Below are 21,889 nucleotides of genomic sequence, written 5' to 3'. Positions count from 1 at the left end.
AGAATTAAAGAGTCTCGGATCCGGTCAGGCGCCGCAAAGTGCTGCGCAATATAGGGCTGTCGGGTTGCTGTTCCAGGGCTTTTCCCCAGATTTTACGGGCTTCACGCTGCTCGCCTTTGGCCCACAGCACTTCACCGAGGTGGGCGGCCACTTCGTGGTCCGGGAAGCGTTCCAGGGCCAGGCGCAGCAGGCGTTCAGCTTCGTCCAGGTTGCCCAGGCGGTAGTTCACCCAGCCGAGGCTGTCGAGAACGGCCGGGTCATCCGGGTTCAGGGTGTGAGCTTTTTCGATCAGATCCTTGGCCTCGGCATAACGTGTCGTGCGATCCGACAAGGTGTAACCCAAGGCATTCAGGGCCATGACGTTTTCCGGCTCGCGCTTGAGAATCGTGCGCAGGTCTTTTTCCATCTGCGCCAGATCGTTGCGCTTTTCAGCCAGCATCGCTCGGGTGTACAGCAGGTTCAGATCGTCCGGGTATTGCTTGAGTGCCTGGTTCAACACTTGCCAGCCGCGTTCGGCCTGGTTGTTGTTGGCCAGGGTTTCGGCTTCGATCAGGTACAGCTGAATGGCATAATCGGGTTGTGCCTCGCGGGCTTCGGCAAGACGCTTCGAGGCTTCGGCGGCGCTGCCGTTGTTCATCAGGATGTCGGCCTGACGCAGCTGCGCGGGAAGGAAATCGGAGCCGGGGCCAACTTGAACGTATTCAGCCAGAGCGCTTTGTGGATCGTTGCGTTCTTCGTGGATGCGCCCAAGGTTCAGGTGCGCCGAGTCGACGTGCGCGCCACGGGCGATCAAGTCTTCCAGATAGCCAGCCGCTTCGTCCCAGGCCTTGGCTTCCAGGCACACCAGCGCCAGGGAGTAGCGCAGATCGTCGTCTTCGGGAAACTGCTGAACCAGGCTGGAGAACTGCACCTTGGCGTCCGCCATGCGGTTCTGTTCAACCAGCATGCGTGCGTAAGTCAGGCGCAGGCGTTTGTCGTCCGGGTATTTCTTGATGCTTTTTTCGAGGATCGGCAACGCTTCCTTGCCGCGATCCATGCCTTGCAGGAGGCGGGCGCGCAGCAGGATCGGCGCAACTTCACCTTCTTTCGGCGGATTATCTTCAAGCAGTTTCAGGGAACTCTCGGCGTCGCCGTTCTGTTGCAGCAGCAGCGCCTTGCCGAAAATCAGCTGGCCGTTGTTCGGGTATTTGGCGAGCAGCCGGTCAAAGCTTTTAAGCAGCGCATTGCGCGTCTCGGGATCGGTTTCCGAAGCGGACAGCGCAAGAAAATCGAAATGTGTATCGCCCTGACCCTGAAGAACTTTTTCCATGTAGACCATGGAGTCGTCATAGCGACCGGCGCGAGCCAACTGAATCGCGGCGGCGCGCTGGGCTTCAAGATTGGTTCGATCATTCCTGGCCCAGATCAGCGAGGTGTCCAGCGCAGCCTGATCGGCGCCCAGGTACTCGGCAATACGGAACGCGCGCTCGGACACACCCGGATCCTGAGTGTTGATCGCCTGGGTCACGTAGTTGTCCAGCGCGATATCGAAGCGATTGCGCTGGCCCGCGAGCTCGGCGCTCAGCAGGCTGACAAAGGTTTCCTGAGTGAACGATCCATAGACCTGAGGCTTGGCGTCAGGCGCTGGAGTCGTGTCCTTCGGCACAGGCGTTGCCTGTGGTTCAACGGGGGCCATCGACTGGCAGCCGCTCAGAAAGACAAGGGCGAGGAATAACGCGGAGGATCTATTCATATATAAGAAGGGACGACTTACCTGCGGTCTGGGCATCATGACACAAGGCTGGAAGCAAACCCACAGCCGGTTGGAAAACTGCTGGGTGTGCGTTTTTTTGCAGGCTGCAGGTCCCGTTTTGAGGCGTTTATGCAGTGGCTGTACTAGGACAATAGTCTGCGGTGGTTGTTCTGAATCTATTGAAGTAGGACAATTGCCGGCTTCACGTCACCATCAGCGACCTTGAATGGCCTTCCTTGCACTTGGTATTAACCATAAGACTGCCTCGGTAGACGTCCGCGAGCGCGTGGCATTTACGCCTGAACAGTTGGTTGAGGCCTTGCAGCAGCTCTGCCGCCTGACCAACAGCCGCGAAGCTGCGATCCTCTCGACCTGCAACCGTAGTGAGTTGTACATCGAACACGATGAACTCGCGTCCGAATCCATCCTGGCCTGGCTGGCCGACTATCACCAGCTGAGCCTTGAAGAATTGCGTGCCAGTGCCTATGTGCACGAGGACGATGCCGCCGTGCGCCACATGATGCGCGTCGCATCAGGCCTCGACTCTCTGGTGTTGGGTGAACCGCAGATCCTGGGCCAGATGAAATCAGCCTATGCCGTGGCCCGGGAAGCCGGAACCATCGGTCCGTTGCTGGGCCGGCTGTTCCAGGCCACGTTCAGCGCCGCCAAACAGGTGCGCACGGACACGGCCATCGGCGAAAACCCGGTTTCCGTCGCTTTTGCCGCCGTCAGCCTGGCCAAGCAGATCTTCAGTGATTTGCAGCGCAGTCAGGCTTTGCTGATTGGCGCCGGGGAGACCATCACTCTGGTCGCCCGCCATTTGCACGAGCTGGGCGTCAAGCGCATCGTGGTCGCCAACCGGACTCTGGAACGCGCCAGCATCCTGGCCGCTGAGTTTGGCGCGCACGCGGTTTTGCTGGCGGATATCCCGGCCGAACTGGTCAACAGCGACATCGTGATCAGCTCCACCGCCAGCCAGTTGCCGATTCTGGGCAAGGGCGCGGTGGAAAGCGCGCTCAAGCTGCGCAAGCACAAACCAATCTTTATGGTCGATATTGCCGTACCTCGGGATATCGAGCCGGAAGTCGGCGAACTGGACGACGTTTACCTGTATACCGTCGACGACCTGCACGAAGTGGTCGCCGAAAACCTGAAAAGCCGTCAGGGCGCCGCGATGGCTGCCGAGCAGCTGGTGACCATTGGCGCCGACGAATTCATGTTCCGTCTGCGCGAACTGGCTGCGGTCGATGTGCTCCGGGCTTATCGCCAGCAGAGCGAACGCCTGCGTGACGAAGAGCTGCTCAAGGCGCAACGCATGCTGGCCAACGGTGCCAATGCCGAAGAGGTGCTGGTGCAACTGGCGCGCGGCCTGACCAACAAATTGATGCATGCGCCCAGCGTGCAACTGAAAAAACTGTCTGCTGAAGGTCGCCTCGATGCGCTGGCCATGGCCCAGGAACTTTTTGCCCTTAACGAGGGCTCGACGGATAAACCCCCGCAATGAAAGCGTCACTGCTCAATAAGCTGGATATCCTCAGCGACCGTTTCGAGGAATTGACTGCGTTGCTTGGCGATGCGGAAGTCATTTCCGACCAGAACAAATTTCGCGCCTATTCCCGGGAATACGCCGAGGTCGAGCCGATCGTCGAGGCCTATAAACAGTTGCTCAAGGCCTTGGCTGACCTGGACGGCGCGCAGGCGCTGCTCAAGGACAGCGATCCGGACATGCGTGAAATGGCCGTCGAGGAAGTCCGCGAGACCAGGCAATTGCTGGTCGAACTGGAAAGCCAGCTGCAACGCATGTTGTTGCCCAAGGACCCCAACGACGGACGCAACGTGTTCCTCGAAATTCGTGCCGGTACCGGTGGCGACGAGGCGGCGATTTTCTCCGGCGACCTGTTCCGCATGTATTCGCGTTACGCCGAGCGGCGTGGCTGGCGGGTGGAGATCCTCTCGGAAAACATCGGCGAGCATGGCGGCTATAAAGAAGTGATTGCCCGGGTCGAAGGCGAGAACGTTTACGGCAAGCTCAAGTTCGAATCCGGCGCGCACCGTGTGCAGCGTGTCCCCGAGACCGAATCCCAGGGTCGTATCCACACCTCGGCATGTACCGTCGCGGTGTTGCCGGAGCCCGATGAGCATCAAGTCATTGAGATCAACCCGTCGGACTTGCGTGTCGATACCTACAAATCTTCCGGTGCCGGCGGTCAGCACGTGAACAAGACCGACTCGGCAGTGCGCATTACCCATCTTCCGTCGGGTATCGTCGTCGAATGTCAGGAAGAGCGTTCGCAGCACAAGAACCGCGCCCGCGCGATGTCCTGGTTATCTGCCAAACTCAACGATCAGCAAACCAGCGCAGCCGCCAACGCAATCGCCAGCGAGCGTAAACTGCTGGTGGGTTCGGGTGATCGATCCGAACGCATTCGGACCTACAATTTCCCTCAGGGGCGAGTAACGGACCACCGCATCAATCTGACCTTGTATTCGCTGGATGAAGTTTTGGCCGGCGGAGTCGATGCAGTGATAGAGCCGCTGCTCGCCGAATATCAGGCAGATCAACTTGCGGCATTGGGTGAGTAAATGACCATCATCGCCAGCTTGTTAAGAAGCGCAGAGCTTCCCGATTCGCCGACCGCGCGTCTGGATGTCGAATTGTTACTGGCCGCCGCGCTGGGTAAACCGCGCAGTTTTCTGCACACGTGGCCGGAGCGCATCGTCAGCAGCGAAGCCGCGCTGACCTTCGCGTCGTATCTGCAACGGCGCCGGACCGGCGAACCGGTGGCCTACATTCTTGGCCAGCAGGGTTTCTGGAAGCTCGACCTGGAAGTGGCGCCACACACGCTGATCCCTCGTCCGGAAACCGAAATGCTGGTCGAGGCGACACTGGAACTGGTACCGGGCTTTGCCCCGACCAAAGTTCTGGATCTGGGCACCGGCACTGGCGCAATCGCCCTGGCACTGGCCAGCGAGCGTCCGCTCTGGCAGGTGACGGCGGTGGATCGGGTGATCGAAGCCGTTGCCCTTGCCGAGCGCAATCGCCAGCGTCTGCACCTGGACAACGCCAAGGTCCTGAACAGCCATTGGTTCAGTGCCATCGAAGGCCAGCAGTTCGACGTGATCATCAGCAACCCGCCTTATATCGCTTCGGAAGATCCGCACCTGGTCGCCGGGGACGTGCGTTTCGAGCCCAGCAGCGCGCTGGTCGCCGGTGCCGATGGTCTGGATGATCTGCGCTTGATCGTCGATCAGGCTCCGGCACACCTGAACGCCGGTGGCTGGTTGCTGCTGGAGCATGGTTACGATCAGGGTGTAGCCGTGCGCGATCTGTTGAGCAGCCATGGTTTCGAAAAAATCCAGACCCGCCGCGATCTGGGCGAGCACGAACGCATCACCTTCGGGCGCATGCCGTGCTGACTGACGCGGAGCTGTTGCGCTATAGCCGACAGATTCTGTTGCAGCATGTCGACATCGACGGCCAGTTGCGCCTCAAGCAAAGCCGGGTATTGATCGTCGGCCTCGGTGGCCTGGGTTCGCCCGTGGCGTTGTACCTGGCAGCGGCGGGCGTTGGCGAGCTCCATCTGGCGGATTTCGACACGGTCGACCTGACCAACCTGCAACGCCAGATCATTCATGACACTTCCAGCGTCGGGTTGAGCAAGGTCGATTCGGCCATTGCCCGGCTGACGGCGATCAATCCCGAAATCAAGCTGGTCGCTCATCGCCGCGCCCTGGACGATGATTCCCTCGCTGTGGCCGTTGATGCCGTGGATCTGGTACTCGACTGCTCGGATAACTTTGCCACCCGTGGCGCAGTCAACGCGGCCTGTGTTGCGGGTCGCAAACCCTTGGTCAGCGGCGCCGCGATTCGTCTGGAAGGGCAGTTGTCGGTGTTCGATCCACGCCGTCCTGAGAGCCCGTGCTACCACTGTTTATACGGCCACGGTAGCGAAGCCGAACTGACCTGCAGCGAAGCCGGGGTGATCGGCCCGCTGGTCGGATTGGTGGGCAGTCTGCAAGCCCTTGAGGCGCTGAAGCTGCTGGCTGGATTCGGCGAACCGTTGGTGGGACGCCTGTTATTGATCGATGCGTTGACCACCCGTTTTCGCGAATTGAAGGTCAAGCGTGATCCGGGATGCAGTGTCTGTGGAGCAGCCAACGAACAGGGCAAGCATGAGTAGAGCGAGTGATGCACCGGTAGGTGTTTTCGATTCCGGTGTCGGCGGGTTGTCAGTGCTGGGTGAAATCCGCAGCCTGCTGCCGAATGAGTCGCTGCTGTACGTCGCCGATTGCGGGCATATCCCGTATGGCGAGAAAACCCCGGAATTCATTCGTCAGCGCTGCCTGATCATTGCCGATTTTTTTCGCCAGCAAGGCGCCAAGGCGCTGGTCCTGGCGTGCAATACGGCGACCGCTGCCGCCGCAGCCCAATTGCGCGAGCGTTACCCGGACTGGCCAATCGTCGGCATGGAGCCTGCGGTAAAGCCAGCGGCTGCTGCCACTCGCAGCGGCGTGGTCGGCGTATTGGCCACCACCGGCACCCTGCAAAGCGCCAAATTTGCTGCTTTGCTTGATCGTTTTGCTGGCGATGTGCGTGTCGTCACTCAACCATGCCCTGGCCTGGTGGAGTTGATCGAGACCGGCGATCTGTTCAGCCCGACCATCCGCGCATTGCTGCAAAGCTACGTTGATCCGCTGCTGGCCGAAGGCTGCGACACCATCATCCTCGGCTGCACCCACTATCCCTTCCTCAAGCCATTGCTGCGCGAAATGATCCCGGAATCGATCAGCCTGATCGACACGGGCAGCGCAGTTGCCCGGCAACTCCAGCGACTGCTGACCCAGAGCGACTTGTTGGCCAATATTCCTGCTCGGGAAACGCTGTTCTGGACAAGTGCGAATCCAAATAAATTCAGAAACATCCTACCTGTACTCTGGAAAAAATCTGACAGTGTGAGAAGCTTCGATTTGTAAAAAAATCGTGAAATGCATTGTTTTGCACTGAACTATCGTGCGGCTCCGGATTTCTATAGCGAATCTGGTGAAGTAAAAAATCCTTATAACTGCAATCGAGTAGGAAGTTTCTGATGAAGCGTCTTCTTTGTTTGGCCGCGATTGCGGCCGCACTCGCGGGGGTCAATACAACCGCTCAAGCCGCAGGTGTCGAGTTCTCGGTGGGTCAAACCGGCGAAGAAACACAAACCTATCGGCTGGGTATGAAGTTTGATTGGGACAAGAGCTGGCTGCAGAGCGATGTAGGCCGCCTGACGGGCTATTGGGACGGGGCCTACACGTACTGGGATGGCGACAAACGCTCAAGCAACAACAGCCTGTCGTTTTCCCCGGTGTTCGTTTATGAGTTTTCCGGCGAAACGGTCAAGCCCTACATAGAAGCTGGCATCGGTGTAGCGGTTTTTTCCCACACGCAAGTAGAAAACAACAAACTGGGTTCGGCCTTCAACTTTGAAGATCGCATCGGCTTCGGTCTACGCTTTGCCGGCGGACATGAAGTCGGTATCCGTGCAACTCACTATTCAAACGCGGGGCTCAAAGAGCCAAACGATGGTATTGAAAGCTACGCGTTGCATTACACGATGCCGCTGTAAGCTATTACTGCATTTGTCTGTAGGACCGGCTTTAGCCGGGAGGGCATTCTCCCGGCTAAAGCCGGTCCTACGGTGCCGGGCTTATAAATAAGCGGTCTCAATCCCTCGCCGCTCATTCATGCAATCTTCCGAGCCCGTCTCGAACTCGCGGCAGATCAGCGGTCGCTTTTCATAGATCGTGCACATCATGGTGTTGCGATCCAGTGCTGCACACCAGCCATCATCCAGGCGCAGCATGACTTCGCCGCCCCAATCGTCATTGTCGATGTAGCGTTCAGGCACGCCGGTGTCGGTGATCAGCATCACTTCCAGCTGGCAGCAGCAGGCCGCACAGGTCGAGCAGGTAACTGCGGTTTCTGTGGGGATTTGATTGGTCGGGATCAGGGTCAGCGTCATAGGCGCGCAGTGTATGCCAGCACAGGTCACTCGTGTGGAATGCCTGACCGGTGCCCGCGCAGTTGATCGGGCCGCAGCGCCCGAAAATACCCGGCCAGCCATTGCAGGCATGGGAAAACCACCGCCCAGATCAACGCCAGAACCAGCATGCTCGGCCACAAGCCAAGCGGCAGATGCACGCCTGCCAATTGCGCACCGGCGTAATACGACATCGGCCCGCCGACCGCGCCCAGCAGGCTGGCGCGCCACCAGGGTTTGGCGGTCCAGCTCAGGCAGTGATTCAAGGTCGTCGCCAGTACCGCCCACAGCAGCATCAGCCATAGCGGAATCAACGGGCCGCCCGCATCAAAATCAAACACACCCAGCATCAACAACACGCTGTCGAGAAGGGTGCCCAGCCCGGTTATCCACAGCAGCAGCTTGCCTTCTGCTGCCCAGGAACTTATCCACAGCAGATGCACGATCAGTACGCTGATCGGGATCAGCAACCAATAACTGTCGCCACCGATGACACAGGCGAACCAGCCCGTCTGGAACAGCACGGCGTTGGCGATTTGCTTAAGCATCGAAGCGACCGAGCAGCGGTTGCGGCAAGGCGGCCGGTTTGGCCAACAGCAGTTGCGCCGTGCCGATGGTGCGTTCCAGGAAACCACCTTCGCAATAACACAGGTAAAACTCCCACAGGCGCAGGAAGTAGTCGTCGTAACCCAGTTCCATCAAATAGCCATGAGCGTGGCTGAAGTTCTCGTGCCACAAGCGCAAGGTGCGCGCGTAGTGCAGGCCGAAATCTTCCATATGCAGCAGGTTCATGTCGGTATCACGGCCGACGATTTCGATCATTTTATGCACAGACGGCAACGCGCCGCCGGGGAATATATAGCGCTGAATGAAGTCGACACTGCGCTTGGCTTGCTCGTAGCGCTGCTCACGAATGGTGATGGCTTGCAGCAGCATCAAGCCGTTGTCCTTGAGCAGATGCGAACACTGCTTGAAATAGGTCGGCAGGAACCGATGGCCGACTGCTTCGATCATCTCGATGGAAACCAGCTTGTCGAACTGCCCGGTCAGGTCGCGGTAGTCCTTGAGCAGCAAGGTGATTCGATCCTGCAGACCCAGTTGGCTGATGCGCTTTTCGGTGTAGGCGAATTGCTCTTTCGACAGGGTCGTGGTGGTGACTTGGCAACCGTAATTCTGGGCCGCATAGATCGCCATGCTGCCCCAGCCGGTGCCGATTTCCAGCAAGTGGTCATCCGGTTTGAGCACCAGTTTCTGACAGATGCGCTCCAGCTTGTTCAGCTGCGCCTGCTCCAGCGTGTCATCGGGGGTGAGGAACTGTGCGGCGGAATACATCATGGTCGGGTCGAGGAATTGCTCGAACAGCTCGTTGCCCAGATCGTAGTGTGCCGCGATGTTTTTCTGCGAGCCTTCCCGCGTGTTGCGATTGAGCCAGTGCAGGCTCTGAATGAACGGCCGCCCAAGACGCGCCATGCCGCCTTCCATGCCATCGAGCACATCCAGATTGCTGACGAAAACCCGGATCACTGCGGTCAGGTCCGGCGAAGTCCAGTAACCATGAATAAAGGCTTCTCCCGCACCAATCGAACCCGAGCTGGCGACCATGCCCCAGGTGGCCGAGTCCTGCACATGAATTTCACCCTGCAACAGCGCGCCAGCCCTGCCGAACACATGACGCTCGTCGCCTTCGACGACGATCAGTTGCCCGGCGCGTAACTTCTCCAACTGGCGCAGCACCCCGCGACGCAGGAGGTTGGCGGTCAGGCTGTTGGTACCCAGATTGGCAGAAAACCCACTGCTACTGCTTTTCATGGTGCTGGTCCTTGGGTTGCGCGGCGGCGGTGCGATAGTCGCCTTCTGCGGCCTGATGCGGAAAAATCGGGATACGTTTGATGAACAGACGCACGGCCTGCCAATAAATGGCCAGACAGGTCTTGGCGGTCATCCAGGGGAACGTCAGCAAATAACGATGCAGCGTCTGGCGATTCAAGTCCTGGCGTTCGAGGTTCAGCGTGGCGTCGAACATCTTTAGCTCGCCCTGCCAGTCGGCCATGTGCACACCAAGACGGGCGGCGGGCTGGCTGAAACTCATGCGGTATTCAAGATCTCGTGGCAGGAACGGCGACACGTGAAACGCCTTGGCCACCGCGAAATGCTGATGACCTTCGCCGTTGGCGGGCAGCACGTAGTGATAACGCTCGCCCCAGGGCGTATTGGTGACTTCGCAGAGGATCGCCGCGAGCGTGCCGTCCAGCTCATGGCAATAAAAGAAACTGACCGGATTGAACGCCAGACCCCAGCTGCGCGCCTGGGTCAGCAGGCAGACCTTGCCCAGGGGCATACGGCCGAGCGCCGCGCCGACGCGTTCGCGAACGGCTTCGATCAGCGGCACGCCGCGTCCGGTCAACGCGTGCAGATAGTCCTTCTCACGAAAGGAAAACGCCGCAAATCGTCGCTCCCCTGCCAGCGGCGATAAACCGAAGACCGACGCTTGTTCGTCCAGATCCAGATACAGCAGGCCGATCCGATAACGGAAGTCATGGGCCTTCGGCGCGAATCGCCGGTGGCTGATCCAGCCGTTGTACAAGGCGCTGTTCACAGGGATTCTCCGAACTCGGCGGCCACGCGCAGAGCGCTGACCACGCCGTCTTCGTGGAAGCCATTGGCCCAGTACGCGCCGCAGAACCAGGTGTGGTTGGCGCCGTTGAGTTCTTGCCAGCGCGCCTGGGCCGCAACGCCCGCCAGGCTGTATTGCGGATGGGAATAGCTGTAGCGAGCGAGGATTTTCTGCGGATCGATGGCGGCGGTCTGGTTCAGGCTGACGCAGAACGTAGTGTCGCTTTCGATGCCCTGCAGGATGTTCATGTCGTAAGTGACGGCGGCCATCTGCTGCGCATCGCCACCCAGTCGATAATTCCAGCTGGCCCATGCCAACGGCCGTTTGGGCAGCAGGCCGATGTCGGTATGCAGCACCACGTCGTTTTCGGCATAGGGCAGGGCGCCCAGAATTTCCTGCTCGGTGGCGGTCGGTTCCGCCAGCAGCTTCAGGGCTTGATCGCTGTGGCAGGCGAAAATCACCTTATCGAAGCGCTCGCTACCTGCCGTACTGTTGACCGTCACGCATTGCGCGCCACGGTGAACGCTGTGAACCGGACAGGCCAGACGAATGTGCTGGCGAAACGATGCGGTCAGCGGCTCGATATATCGGCTGGAACCGCCTTCGACGACGCACCACTGCGGACGATGGTTGACTGACAGCAGCCCGTGATTCTTGAAAAACCGTACGAAGAACTGCAATGGGAAGGCCAGCATGTCCGCCAGGGACATCGACCAGATCGCCGCGCCCATGGGCACGATGTAATGCTCGGTAAAGCGTTGCCCATAGCCGGCACTTTTCAGGTAGGCACCCAAGGTGGTGTCGGCGGCGATACGCTGGCTTTGCAGGTCATCCAGCGCTTCGCGATTGAAGCGCAGGATATCGCGCAGCATGCCCCAGAAACTGGGCGACAACAGATTGCTGCGCTGGGCGAACAGGCTATTGAGGTTGTTACCGTTGTATTCGGTGCGGCTTTTTGGATCGCGGACTGAAAAACTCATTTCGGTGGGCTTGAACCCGACGCCGAGCGTTTCCAGCAGGCGAATGAAGTTCGGATACGTCCAGTCATTGAACACGATGAAGCCGGTATCGATGGCGTACTCGCGACCGTTGACCTGTACATCCACCGTATGGGTGTGACCGCCGATCCAGTCCGCCGCCTCGAACACCGTGATGTCATGTGAGCGGTTGAGCAGATAAGCACTGGTCAGGCCAGCAATGCCGCTGCCAATGATGGCGATTTTCATCGCGCGTCCTTGGCCGGAGCGCGTGCCATGCGTTTGCCCAGCGCCAGTTGCAGGCGCGTCGGCAACAGCGACAACAGGCGCAGCATCAAAATGAAGGGGAGGGGAAAGGCGATTTCCAGTGGACGGCGACTACGCTGCAGGCGTTCGGCGATGTGCTTGCCGGCCCTTTGCGCCGACCACCGCATGGGCATGGCAAAGTCGTTTTTGGCAGTCAGCGGCGTATCGACAAACCCTGGACTGACCACGGTGACATCGATGTTTTCCTGGGCCAGATCAACGCGCAACGACTCGAACAGGTAACGCAATCCGGCCTTGGACGCACCGTAAGCTTCGCTGCGGGTCAACGGCAGGAAGGTGACCGAACTGCAAACGCCAACCAGGTGAGGCTCTCGGCCATGGCGCAGCAACAGCAGCGCTTCCTGCACGCAATAGGAACTGGCCAGCAGATTGGTGCGCACCACACGTTCGAACAGCGCCGCATCGTAGTGGCTACTGTCGATGTATTCGCAGGTGCCGGCGTTGAGTATCGCAGTATCCAGCGAACCCCAGATCTGGTTGATCCGGTCGCCGATTGCCGTGACTTGCTCGCCGTCGGTGACATCGCCCGGGGCCAGCAGCACTTGTCCGGGATACAGGTTTCCCAGGTCTTCAAGGGGCTTGATGGTCCGGGCGGTCAGCGCCAGAAAATGACCGTCCTTGAGCAGTTGCTCGGCCAGTGCCAGGCCAATGCCGCTGCTGGCGCCAGTCAGCCAGATGCGACGCGCGTTCGGATGGGTCATGCCAGTCTCCCTTTGAGCCACGAAATGCCCCGACCCATGATTGGCAGGTGCTCGTACAGCAAAGCGCCAGCATCGAAGTAGTCGCGGTGTTGATAAACCTTGTCTCGCCAGAGCAGGTGCGAGCAGCCATCGACGCGGATCAGGCGGCCCTTGGCCAGACGCGGATGCGCGTAACTCATCGTCCAGCGCAGGTAACCGCTGCCCGTTGCCACTTCATCGAAACCGTAAAAATCGAAATGCAGCTGGGTGACATTGGCGTACAACTGGGCGAAGTAGTCCTGCATGTTCGCAAGGCCCCGGATCTTGTGCAGCGGATCGGTGAACACCGCGTCGTCGCTGTACAAGGTGCCGAGTCGATGCAGGCTGGTTTTGTCCAGCGCGGCAAAGTCATGGGCGAAGCGCCGCAGGAAATCACTCATGGCTTGGCTCGGCAGCAGGTTGACGATGGGGCAGCGCTTTGAACGCGGCCAGGGCACGGGCGCGGCTGCTGCTCAGATCGACGATGGGTTTCGGGTAGTCAGCCACACCAAACAGTCCGCCAGCCGCTGCCGGGTTGTGCACTTCTTTTTTGTTCAGCCCGGCCAGTTCCGGCAGCCATTGCTTGAGAAAGCGACCTTCGGCGTCGAATTTTTCCGACTGGGCCAGCGGGTTGAAAATCCGGAAATAAGGCGACGAATCGGTGCCGGTGGAAGAGCTCCACTGCCAGCCACCATTGTTCGCGGCCAGATCGCCATCGATCAGGTGCTGCATGAAGAAGCGCTCGCCTTCACGCCAGTCGATCAGCAGGTTCTTGGTCAGGAACATCGCCACCACCATGCGCAGCCGGTTGTGCATCCAGCCGGTTTCCAGCAATTGGCGCATGGCGGCATCAATGATCGGCAGGCCGGTGCGGGCTTGTTGCCAGGCGGCCAACTCTTGCGGGGCGTCGCGCCATTTCAGCGCTTCGGTCTCGGGACGAAATGCCCGATGCCGCGAGACGCGCGGGTAGCCGACCAGAATGTGTTTGTAGAACTCGCGCCACAGCAACTCGTTGATCCAGGTGACTGCGCCGACGCTGCCGGTTTCGAACTCGCCATGGTTGCTGATCAATGCGGCATGCAGACACTGGCGCGGTGAAATCACCCCGGCCGCGAGATACGCCGATAGCTGGCTGGTGCCAGGCTTGGCCGGGAAGTCGCGTTCGCTGCGGTAGTAGTTGATCTGTTCGTCGCTGAACGCTTCCAGTCGGCGTTGTGCTTCGTCTTCACCGGCAGGCCACAAGGCTTGCAGCGCGGCACTTGGAGTCGCAAAACCTTGTGCCTGGTTCGGTACCGAATCACTGACAATGCTCAGCGCCTGCTGTTTGTGCGGCGCGCGGATCAGGCGTGGCATGGCCTGATGCATGCGCGCATAGCAGACCTTGCGGAACTGGCTGAACACCTGGAAATAATTGCCGGTCTTGGTCAGCACAGTGCCGGGCTTGAACAACAGCTGATCCAGATAGCTGCGCCAGTGGATGCCGTCTTGCTCAAGGGCGTTCGCCACCGCCTCATCGCGGCGGGTTTCGTTGATGCCGTATTCCTCGTTGGCGTGCACGCTCGCGATGTGCAGTTCGCGGCACAGCGTGAGCAACACGTCCGGCGCCTGATCCCAGGTGTCAGCGTGGCGAATCAACAAAGGCACGTTCAACCCGCCCAGGGCTTTTTCCAGTTGCACCAGGTTGCGCAGCCAGAAATCAACTTTGCACGGCGCATCGTCATGGCGCCGCCATTGCTCCGGGCTGATCAGGTAGACGGCCACTGTCGGACCCTGTTCCATGGCAGCGGTCAGTGCAGTGTTGTCGTGAATGCGCAAATCGCTGCGCAGCCAAAGCAGTTGCATAGTCATTTTTAGATAAGCCCCAGCTCTTGCAATGCGGTTTGCGCGCCAAGCGGACCTTCCGCGAGGGCCATGCCTTCGATGCGGGTCGGCGCCACATTGAGTTCGTTGTAATGAATGCGCACGGCCGATCCGGCGAGCAGCGTGGGGCAGGTGATATTGGCCAGCAGCTTGGGTAGCAGGCTGATATTCAGGGCCTTGCTCGAATACAGCAGCACCGCGCGCGGTTCGAGCAGATCACTGGCCAGGGCCAGCTCGCCGACCGGGAGCGGCCAGTCGAATACTTCCACCGCGCAGTCGCTGCTGCTCACCAGCCAGGCCGTCAGCCACAGATGGGGTTCCAATGGCAGATCGGAATGATTGACCAACAACACCGGTGCGCCGCTCAGTTGGCGATTGTTGTGGTAGATCCGCGCTCCGAGCTTGCTGCGCAGCCAGGAATAAAAGAACACGCGCTCCATCTGCCCGCCGAACTGCCCTTGCCAGCGACATTCCAGCTCGGCCAGTAACGGAAGCAGCAGCTGTTGGCACAGCGTGCGCGGCGGATAAAGCGACATCGCCTGATTGAACACGTCGTCCACGCGCCGTTCGGCCAGTTCATCGATGTGGGTTACCAGGGTTCGCCGCAATGCTTCCCAATCGTTGCCCGGCACGCTGGCGTCTGGCTGGCGACTGTCGATCAGATGCTTGACCTGGCTTACCGAAACGCCACGGTTGAGCCAGGTCAGAATGTTCATGACCCGCAGCACGTGGTAATTGGAATACAGGCGATGTCCCTTGGGCGTACGGTGCGGGACGATCAACCCATAGCGGCGTTCCCAGGCGCGAAGCGTGACGGCGTTGACGCCGGTTTGCCGGGCAACCTCACGAATCGGCAGCCAGCCGCTTTCAAGCTCGGGCTCGGCGTCACTTTCGTGATCGGGAGGAGGGATTTCATTCATGGTTCAGATCGCATTCCGCAGGCTGAGGTTTTCCGGATGGGGCTGCATGTACACCTGCAGCGCCACATACGGATCGGGGTGTTGGCGGAAGTGATGCTTGAGTAAGGTCAGCGGTACGATCAGTGGCACGATGCCTTGATGGTATTGAGTGATCAGCTGCTGGATTTCCTGCTTGTCGGCGGCGCCGATGGTCTGTTTCAGGTAGCCGGTCAAGTGCTGCAGAACATTGGTGTGGGTGCGGCGGGTGGCGCATTTTTTCAGGGCGCTCATCAGGTCGCTGAAATACTGCGCCGCGATGTCGTTCGGGTCGCTGCGGCCCATGTTGCCGAGCAGTTTGCCCAGCGCCTTGTACTGCACCGGGTCGTTGGCCATCAGCTGATATTTATAACGCGAGTGAAATTCGGTCAGGCTGCGTCGGGTCAGGCCAGCGTTGAGCAATTCGTGCCAGGCGGCATAGGCGAACACTCGGGTAATAAAGTTTTCCCGCAGCACCGGATCATTAAGGCGACCGTCTTCTTCCACTGGCAGGTTGGGATGACGCGCACAAAACGCCTGGGCATAGATGCCGCGCCCGCCGCCATCAACCGGTGCGCCGTTTTCCCGGTAGACCTTGACTCGCTCCAGCCCGCATGACGGCGACTTTTGCATGAAGATATAGCCGCTGATGTCGCCCAGTTCGGTGGCCATCTGCACACCGTAATCGGCCAACGCCTGCGTGACGTTCAGTTCGCGATTGACGCTGCCCAGCGCCTGAGGATTTTCCGCGTCGCCCACCAGCCGGATCGGTTCACGGGGAATGCCCATGCCGATGGCGACTTCGGGACAGGCCGGAACGAACTCGAAGTATTCGGTCAGCGCACGAGTGCACAGATGGGATTCTTTGTGACCGCCATTGAAACGCACCTCGGCGCCCAGCAGACAAGCGCTGATGCCGAGCTTCGGTTTATGAACTGCAGGCGTGGTCATGGCGAAACCTCTGATCAGGACTTATACAGATTTAAGTCTCTGTACAACTTCAGTCCATCATAGGTTCGCATTTGTACAAGTCAAATTATTTGTACAGGTTTTGTAGTGGGGTGTTGGAGCGAGGCTTGCCCGCGAAGGCGGCGGGTCAGGCAATGGTGTGCCGACTGACCTATTTATTCGCGGGCAAGCCTCGCTCCGGACCGAAGCTGGATTTACTTCCAGCCCATCCGCCACGCGTCGGCGTTCTGCAAGGTTTGCCACGCCAGGCGCTCGCTGCGTTGCGTCAGCACGGCCTGTAGTTCGATCTCCAGCACGGTGCCTGCTTCATCGCGAAACAGTTCGGTGACCAGAAAGTGCTTTTCCCGATTGACCGGCTGTGCTGCTGTCCACTTTGACAGCAGCAGCTTGGCGGGATTGAGCCGGTTCAATCGAGGTGTTCCATGAGACGTCGTGCAGCTTCCTGGCCGCTGAGCCAGGCGCCTTCGACGCGTCCGGACAGGCACCAGTCGCCGCATACGTAAATGCCCAGATCGGAGTCGGATAACGCCCCCCATTCATGGGCGCTGGCGGGCCGAGCGTACAACCAGCGATGGGCCAGGCTGAAACTCGGGGCGGGCACTGCGCAGCCGATCAGCTCGGCAAACGCGCCATGCAGATGCTCGATGACCGTCTCTTTGGGCATGTCCAGATGCTGCTTGCTCCAGCTGCTGGTCGCATGCAACACCCAAGTATCGAGCGCCACGGCGCGGCCGGGTTTGCTGCGGTTGCGCGCCAGCCAGTCCAGCGGACTGTCCTGCACGAAGCAGCCTTCCAGCGGGGTTTCCAGAGGTTTGTTGAATGCCAGTGCGACGGCCCAGGTCGGGTCCATTTTCACCCCGGCGGCCACGCCTGCGAGTTTCGGCGCAGCAGCCAGCAACGTCGTTGCCTGAGGCGCTGGCGTGGCGATTATCACGTGGCTGAACGGGCCATGGCTCTGACCTTCCGAATCCTGCAGATTCCAGTGATGTTCACCCTGAAACACTTCAGTGATCCGGCAGGAAAACGTCACGGGCAGCTCGCCGAGCATGGCGCGGGTAATTGCACTCATGCCGGGTTTGCCGACCCAGCGCACTTGCTCGTCAGGGGACGGACTGAGCTGGCCTGCATGAAAGTTGTAGAGCGAAGGCGTCCACTGTTCAACGCAGCCCTGGGCTTGCCATTGCTGAACAGCCGTCATGAAGCGGCGGTCGCGAGCAGTGAAATACTGGGCGCCCAAGTCGAGCGAGCCTGCATCGCTGCGCTTGCTGGACATCCTTCCGCCACTGCCGCGGCTTTTGTCGAAAAGATGTACGGAATGCCCGGCGGCATTTAGCGCCTGGGCGGCGGAGAGTCCGGCGATGCCGGTACCGATGATTGCGATAGGTACAGTCATAGGGGCCTCGTTACCTTGTCTGCACAGACTACGCCGTAGTTAAAACCTGTACAATATTGTTTTTTGGTATAACTTGCAGCCATCTGCTGTTCGCAGGCTGCTGACCTTGCTCGTACGGCTCGAGCTTGAGGTCGGGTGTCTCTGAAGCCTTTTGCGACGATGCGAACGGATAGTCCCGCTTTACGCTCCTCAGGTTTGGCCTATCGTTCAAACACAGCCTTGGCTTATGAATTCATGGGTCCTGAAAAATAGACTACGCAACAGTCCCGAACGCCACGCAAGGAAACCTGCCATGCACATATTGCTGACCGGCGGTACTGGTTTGCTAGGACGTCAGCTATGCCGACTCTGGCAAAAACAAGGTCACCAACTGACCGTCTGGAGTCGACGCCCCAGGGAAGTCACGCGTTTGTGTGGCGATTCGGTGCGGGGCATTGCACATCTCAACGATCTGGGCGAAGAGCCAGTGGACGCGGTGATCAACCTCGCTGGCGCACCGATTGCCGACCGACCCTGGACCCGCAAGCGCAAGGTGCTGTTGTGGGACAGCCGTATCGGGCTGACCGAACAATTGCTCGCGTGGCTTGAGCGCCGCGAGCAAAAACCTCGGCTGATGATCAGTGGCTCCGCCGTGGGCTGGTATGGCGACGGCGGCGAGCGCGAACTGGATGAGACCTCGCAACCGGTCAATGAAGATTTCGCCAGCAAGCTGTGCGGCGCGTGGGAAGAAACCGCGCAGCGTGCCGAGGCCTTGGGCGTTCGCGTGGTGATTATTCGCACCGGCTTGGTGTTGTCCAATGAAGGTGGTTTTTTACAGCGATTATTGTTGCCCTTCAAGTTGGGTATGGGCGGGCCGATTGGCGGCGGTCGGCAGTGGATGCCGTGGATTCACATTCAGGACCAGATTGCCGCGATAGATTTTCTGTTAACAAAAGATGACGCTCAGGGTCCGTATAATGTCTGCGCGCCATCACCGGTGCGCAATCGTGAATTCGCCAAGATCCTCGCTGGCGTGCTGCATCGCCCGGCGTTCATGCCGCTGCCTGGCCTTGCCCTGAAAGTATTGATGGGCGAGTTGTCGGTGTTGTTGCTTGGCGGGCAGCGGGCTCACCCGACGCGGCTTGAAGCGGCTGGTTTTACCTTTCGATTTACCGAACTGCACGCAGCCCTCGACGATTTGCTGGGCCGCCACTGAAATAGGATGTTGCATGACCGATCACGCGTTGTTGCTGGTCAATCTGGGTTCTCCGGCCTCCACTTCGGTGGCTGACGTGCGCAGTTACCTCAATCAATTTCTCATGGACCCTTACGTTATCGACCTGCCATGGCCGGTCCGTCGGTTGCTGGTGTCGCTGATCCTGATCAAGCGCCCCGAGCAGTCCGCTCACGCTTACGCCTCGATCTGGTGGGACGAAGGTTCGCCGTTGGTGGTGCTGAGCAAGCGCTTGCATCAGGCGATGACCAAGGAATGGACGCATGGCCCGGTGGAACTGGCCATGCGTTATGGCGAGCCTTCCATCGAAACGGTGCTGACGCGCCTGGCCGGTCAAGGCATCAAAAAGGTCACGCTGGCACCGCTGTATCCGCAGTTTGCCGACAGCACGGTGACCACGGTTATCGAGGAAGCCAAGCGGGTAGTGCGCAGCAAAGGCATGAAGATGCAGTTCTCGGTCCTGCAGGCGTTTTACGACCAGCCGGAATACCTCGACGCATTGGTGGAAAACGTCCGCCCGCATTTGCAGCAGCCGCATGATCACCTGTTATTGAGCTTTCATGGATTGCCGGAGCGTCACTTGCTCAAGCTCGACCCGACGCGCAGTCATTGCCTGAAGGGTCCGGATTGCTGCATGACCGCGCCACCGGAAGTGCTGGCGACCTGTTATCGCGCCCAGTGCATTCAGTCGGCCGCAGCGTTCGCCAAACGGATGGGCATCGCCGATGGCAAATGGTCGGTGTCGTTCCAGTCAAGGCTTGGCCGGGCGAAATGGATCGAACCCTACACCGAGGCCCATCTCGAAGAACTGGCCGCGCAGGGCGTGAAGAAGTTGCTGGTGATGTGCCCGGCGTTCGTCGCCGACTGCATCGAAACCCTGGAAGAGATCGGTGATCGGGGCGCTGAGCAGTTCAAGGCGGCGGGGGGCGAGGAGCTGGTATTGATTCCATGCCTGAACGACGATCCGAACTGGGCGGCGGCGCTGAACCGCCTGTGCGAGCGGGCGCCGCTGATGTTGTAGGACGTTGTTGTCGTAGGACCGTAGGACCGGCTTTAGCCGGGAGGACATTCTCCCGGCTAAAGCCGGTCCTACGGCCGGTCCTACGGTTCAATGCCACGTCCGACGGATCAATGCCGTGCCCTACGGCAATTGATCATCCAGATGCTTGTTCTTCCAGCTGTCATTGCCCGGCAGCAGCAGGTTCAGCGCTATCGCGGTTACGGCGCACAGGGAAATCCCCTTGAGGCCGAAGTCGTCGGGGCCGTTGCCGGTGCCGATCAACACGCCGCCGATACCGAACACCAACGTCACCGAGACAATCACCAGATTGCGCGCTTCGGCCAGATCGACCTTGTGGCGAATCAGCGTGTTCATGCCCACCGCCGCAATCGAACCGAACAACAAGCAGAGAATCCCGCCCATCACCGGCACCGGAATGCTCTGTAGCAGCGCGCCGAATTTGCCGATAAACGCCAGGCTGATGGCAAAGATCGCCGCCCAGGTCATGATCTTCGGGTTGTAGTTCTTGGTCAGCATTACCGCGCCAGTCACTTCGGCATAGGTGGTGTTGGGCGGCCCGCCGAACAGACCGGCTGCCGTGGTGGCGATGCCGTCGCCCAGCAAGGTGCGGTGCAAGCCAGGTTTCTTCAGATAGTCACGTCCGGTCACGCTACCGACTGCGATCACCCCGCCGATATGCTCGATAGCCGGAGCCAGCGCCACCGGCACGATGAACAGAATCGCCTGCCAGTTGAATTCCGGAGCCGTGAACGCAGGCAGCGCCAGCCAGGGTGCGGCGGCGATTTTTGCGGTGTCGACCACGCCGAAATAAAACGCCAGGGCAAAACCCACCAGTACGCCGGAAATGATCGGCACCAGACGGAAAATCCCTTTGCCGAACACCGCCACGATCAACGTGGTCAGCAGCGCAGGCATGGAAATCCACATGGCGATTTTGTAAGGAATCAGCTCCGCGCCGTCGCCAGCCTTGCCCATCGCCATATTGGCGGCAATTGGTGCCATGGCCAGGCCGATGGAAATGATCACCGGGCCGATCACCACCGGTGGCAGCAGGCGGTCGATGAAACCGGTGCCTTTGATTTTCACCGCCAGGCCGAGGAAGGTGTAGACGAAGCCCGCCGCCATGATCCCGCCCATAGTCGCGGCCAGGCCGAACTGGCCCTTGGCGAGAATGATCGGCGTGATGAACGCAAAGCTCGATGCCAGGAAAACCGGCACTTGCCGTCCCGTCACCAACTGGAACAGCAATGTGCCCAGGCCTGCGGTAAACAGTGCGACGTTAGGATCCAGCCCGGTTATCAGCGGCATCAAGACCAGCGCGCCGAACGCCACGAAGAGCATCTGTGCGCCAGATAAAACCGTGCGCCACAGTGGATCGTTGAACTCGTCCTGCTTCATTACGCGTCCTTTTGCTTGGTGCCGAAAATCTTGTCACCGGCATCGCCCAGGCCCGGAATGATGTAACCGTGTTCGTTAAGGCGCTCATCGATGGACGCGGTGTAGATCGTCACGTCAGGGTGCGCAAGCTCGACGGCGGCAATGCCTTCCGGCGCGGCGACCAGCACCATGGCGCGGATTTCCTTGCAACCGGCTTTTTTCAGCAGGTCAATCGTGGCAACCATCGAGCCGCCCGTGGCGAGCATCGGGTCGATGATCATCGCCAAACGTTCGTCGATTTCCGGGACCAGTTTTTCCAGATAGGTGTGCGCTTCGAGGGTTTCTTCATTGCGGGCCACGCCCACAGCGCTGACCTTGGCACCCGGAATCAGGGTGAGCACGCCGTCGAGCATGCCGATGCCGGCGCGCAGGATTGGCACTACGGTGATCTTCTTGCCAGCGATCTTCTCGACCTGCACGGTGCCGGCCCAACCCTGGATATCGTAGGTTTCCAGCGGCAGGTCAGCGGTGGCTTCGTAAGTGAGCAGGGCGCCGACTTCCTGGGCCAGCTCACGGAAATTTTTGGTGCTGATGTCGGCACGGCGCATCAGGCCGAGCTTGTGCTGGATCAGCGGATGACGGATTTCACGGACAGGCATAAGGAAAGGCTCCGGCGGGGGGCAAAAAAACGGCCTAGGTTAATCTATTCAGCTGTTACTGTCCTACGGGTGA

General features: G+C 59.6%; 23 protein-coding genes. 8 read left to right on the top strand and 15 right to left on the bottom strand.

All coding sequences use genetic code 11. The features are described 5' to 3' along the window. Positions 1-4: 4 nt before the first annotated feature. Positions 5-1,732 carry a tetratricopeptide repeat protein gene (locus AFK24_RS11105; protein WP_080482126.1) on the bottom strand — a complete coding sequence of 576 codons (1,728 nt, stop codon included), beginning with the start codon at positions 1,730-1,732 and terminating at the stop codon, positions 5-7. Between the two features lie 226 nt (positions 1,733-1,958). Here AFK24_RS11105 and hemA point away from each other — a divergent pair, with 226 nt between their 5' ends. The 6 genes from hemA (at position 1,959) to AFK24_RS11075 (ending at position 7,338) form a co-directional block, all read left to right on the top strand. Beyond that, a complete protein-coding gene (gene hemA, locus AFK24_RS11100; protein ID WP_065833285.1) occupies positions 1,959-3,236 on the top strand; it encodes a glutamyl-tRNA reductase in 1,278 nt (425 codons plus the stop codon). After that, positions 3,233-4,315 carry a peptide chain release factor 1 gene (gene prfA / locus AFK24_RS11095; protein ID WP_065833284.1) on the top strand — a complete coding sequence of 361 codons (1,083 nt, stop codon included), beginning with the start codon at positions 3,233-3,235 and terminating at the stop codon, positions 4,313-4,315. The genes hemA and prfA overlap by 4 nt, the downstream gene beginning before the upstream one ends. Beyond that, positions 4,316-5,149, top strand: a complete 834-nt coding sequence (gene prmC, locus AFK24_RS11090) for a peptide chain release factor N(5)-glutamine methyltransferase (protein ID WP_065833283.1) — start codon at positions 4,316-4,318, stop codon at positions 5,147-5,149. It abuts the gene before it with no gap. Continuing rightward, complete coding sequence (locus AFK24_RS11085) at positions 5,143-5,913, top strand: molybdopterin-synthase adenylyltransferase MoeB (RefSeq protein WP_065833282.1); 771 nt, start codon at positions 5,143-5,145, stop codon at positions 5,911-5,913. The genes prmC and AFK24_RS11085 overlap by 7 nt, the downstream gene beginning before the upstream one ends. Beyond that, positions 5,906-6,706 carry a glutamate racemase gene (gene murI, locus AFK24_RS11080; RefSeq protein WP_065833281.1) on the top strand — a complete coding sequence of 267 codons (801 nt, stop codon included), beginning with the start codon at positions 5,906-5,908 and terminating at the stop codon, positions 6,704-6,706. Before AFK24_RS11085 ends, murI begins: the two co-directional genes overlap by 8 nt. A gap of 113 nt (positions 6,707-6,819) precedes the next feature. After that, complete coding sequence (locus AFK24_RS11075; RefSeq protein ID WP_065833280.1) at positions 6,820-7,338, top strand: acyloxyacyl hydrolase; 519 nt, start codon at positions 6,820-6,822, stop codon at positions 7,336-7,338. A gap of 81 nt (positions 7,339-7,419) precedes the next feature. On the opposite strand, the gene AFK24_RS11070 is transcribed toward AFK24_RS11075, so the two are convergent. The 12 genes from AFK24_RS11070 to AFK24_RS11015 form a co-directional block, all read right to left on the bottom strand. Continuing rightward, complete coding sequence (locus AFK24_RS11070; RefSeq protein WP_065833279.1) at positions 7,420-7,734, bottom strand: YkgJ family cysteine cluster protein; 315 nt, start codon at positions 7,732-7,734, stop codon at positions 7,420-7,422. 26 nt (positions 7,735-7,760) lie between these two features. Continuing rightward, positions 7,761-8,300, bottom strand: coding sequence for a DUF2878 domain-containing protein (locus tag AFK24_RS11065; protein ID WP_065833278.1), 540 nt, complete (start codon positions 8,298-8,300; stop codon positions 7,761-7,763). Continuing rightward, complete coding sequence (locus AFK24_RS11060) at positions 8,293-9,561, bottom strand: SAM-dependent methyltransferase (protein WP_065833277.1); 1,269 nt, start codon at positions 9,559-9,561, stop codon at positions 8,293-8,295. Before AFK24_RS11060 ends, AFK24_RS11065 begins: the two co-directional genes overlap by 8 nt. Then, positions 9,548-10,348 carry a DUF1365 domain-containing protein gene (locus AFK24_RS11055; RefSeq protein ID WP_065833276.1) on the bottom strand — a complete coding sequence of 267 codons (801 nt, stop codon included), beginning with the start codon at positions 10,346-10,348 and terminating at the stop codon, positions 9,548-9,550. Before AFK24_RS11055 ends, AFK24_RS11060 begins: the two co-directional genes overlap by 14 nt. Further along, positions 10,345-11,592 carry an NAD(P)/FAD-dependent oxidoreductase gene (locus tag AFK24_RS11050; protein ID WP_065833275.1) on the bottom strand — a complete coding sequence of 416 codons (1,248 nt, stop codon included), beginning with the start codon at positions 11,590-11,592 and terminating at the stop codon, positions 10,345-10,347. The genes AFK24_RS11055 and AFK24_RS11050 overlap by 4 nt, the downstream gene beginning before the upstream one ends. Beyond that, a complete protein-coding gene (locus AFK24_RS11045; protein WP_065833274.1) occupies positions 11,589-12,371 on the bottom strand; it encodes an SDR family NAD(P)-dependent oxidoreductase in 783 nt (260 codons plus the stop codon). Before AFK24_RS11045 ends, AFK24_RS11050 begins: the two co-directional genes overlap by 4 nt. Further along, positions 12,368-12,790 carry a nuclear transport factor 2 family protein gene (locus tag AFK24_RS11040; RefSeq protein ID WP_065833273.1) on the bottom strand — a complete coding sequence of 141 codons (423 nt, stop codon included), beginning with the start codon at positions 12,788-12,790 and terminating at the stop codon, positions 12,368-12,370. The genes AFK24_RS11045 and AFK24_RS11040 overlap by 4 nt, the downstream gene beginning before the upstream one ends. Next, the gene (gene phrB / locus AFK24_RS11035; RefSeq protein WP_065833326.1) at positions 12,783-14,231 is read right to left on the bottom strand and encodes a deoxyribodipyrimidine photo-lyase; all 1,449 of its coding nucleotides are present in this window, start codon (positions 14,229-14,231) and stop codon (positions 12,783-12,785) included. The genes AFK24_RS11040 and phrB overlap by 8 nt, the downstream gene beginning before the upstream one ends. A gap of 8 nt (positions 14,232-14,239) precedes the next feature. Continuing rightward, entirely contained in the window at positions 14,240-15,169 is a 930-nt protein-coding gene (locus AFK24_RS11030; protein WP_065833272.1) for a MerR family transcriptional regulator, read from the bottom strand. Between the two features lie 3 nt (positions 15,170-15,172). After that, positions 15,173-16,135: a YbgA family protein gene (locus AFK24_RS11025; RefSeq protein WP_065833271.1), complete on the bottom strand. Its 963-nt coding sequence runs from the start codon at positions 16,133-16,135 to the stop codon at positions 15,173-15,175. Positions 16,136-16,347: 212 nt separating this feature from the next. Continuing rightward, complete coding sequence (locus AFK24_RS11020; RefSeq protein ID WP_065833270.1) at positions 16,348-16,563, bottom strand: TIGR02450 family Trp-rich protein; 216 nt, start codon at positions 16,561-16,563, stop codon at positions 16,348-16,350. Next, positions 16,560-17,546, bottom strand: coding sequence for an NAD(P)/FAD-dependent oxidoreductase (locus AFK24_RS11015; RefSeq protein ID WP_065833269.1), 987 nt, complete (start codon positions 17,544-17,546; stop codon positions 16,560-16,562). Before AFK24_RS11015 ends, AFK24_RS11020 begins: the two co-directional genes overlap by 4 nt. Before the next feature lie 292 nt (positions 17,547-17,838). Here AFK24_RS11015 and AFK24_RS11010 point away from each other — a divergent pair, with 292 nt between their 5' ends. Together AFK24_RS11010 and hemH are read left to right on the top strand one after the other, a co-directional pair. After that, complete coding sequence (locus tag AFK24_RS11010; RefSeq protein WP_065833268.1) at positions 17,839-18,741, top strand: TIGR01777 family oxidoreductase; 903 nt, start codon at positions 17,839-17,841, stop codon at positions 18,739-18,741. A 13-nt stretch (positions 18,742-18,754) separates the two neighbouring features. Next, positions 18,755-19,780, top strand: coding sequence for a ferrochelatase (gene hemH / locus AFK24_RS11005; protein ID WP_065833267.1), 1,026 nt, complete (start codon positions 18,755-18,757; stop codon positions 19,778-19,780). A 120-nt stretch (positions 19,781-19,900) separates the two neighbouring features. On the opposite strand, the gene AFK24_RS11000 is transcribed toward hemH, so the two are convergent. Together AFK24_RS11000 and upp are read right to left on the bottom strand one after the other, a co-directional pair. After that, positions 19,901-21,178: a uracil-xanthine permease family protein gene (locus AFK24_RS11000; protein ID WP_065833266.1), complete on the bottom strand. Its 1,278-nt coding sequence runs from the start codon at positions 21,176-21,178 to the stop codon at positions 19,901-19,903. Beyond that, positions 21,178-21,816 (bottom strand): uracil phosphoribosyltransferase, encoded by a 639-nt coding sequence (upp, locus tag AFK24_RS10995; protein ID WP_065833265.1) that lies wholly within the window; start codon positions 21,814-21,816, stop codon positions 21,178-21,180. The genes AFK24_RS11000 and upp overlap by 1 nt, the downstream gene beginning before the upstream one ends. Between the last annotated feature and the right edge of the window lie 73 nt (positions 21,817-21,889).

The organism is Pseudomonas syringae, assembly GCF_001698815.1.
GTDB classification, from domain to species: domain Bacteria; phylum Pseudomonadota; class Gammaproteobacteria; order Pseudomonadales; family Pseudomonadaceae; genus Aquipseudomonas; species Aquipseudomonas syringae_A.
Note: the sequence above shows the minus strand (reverse complement) of the source record. Positions and strands in the feature narration are given on the sequence as shown.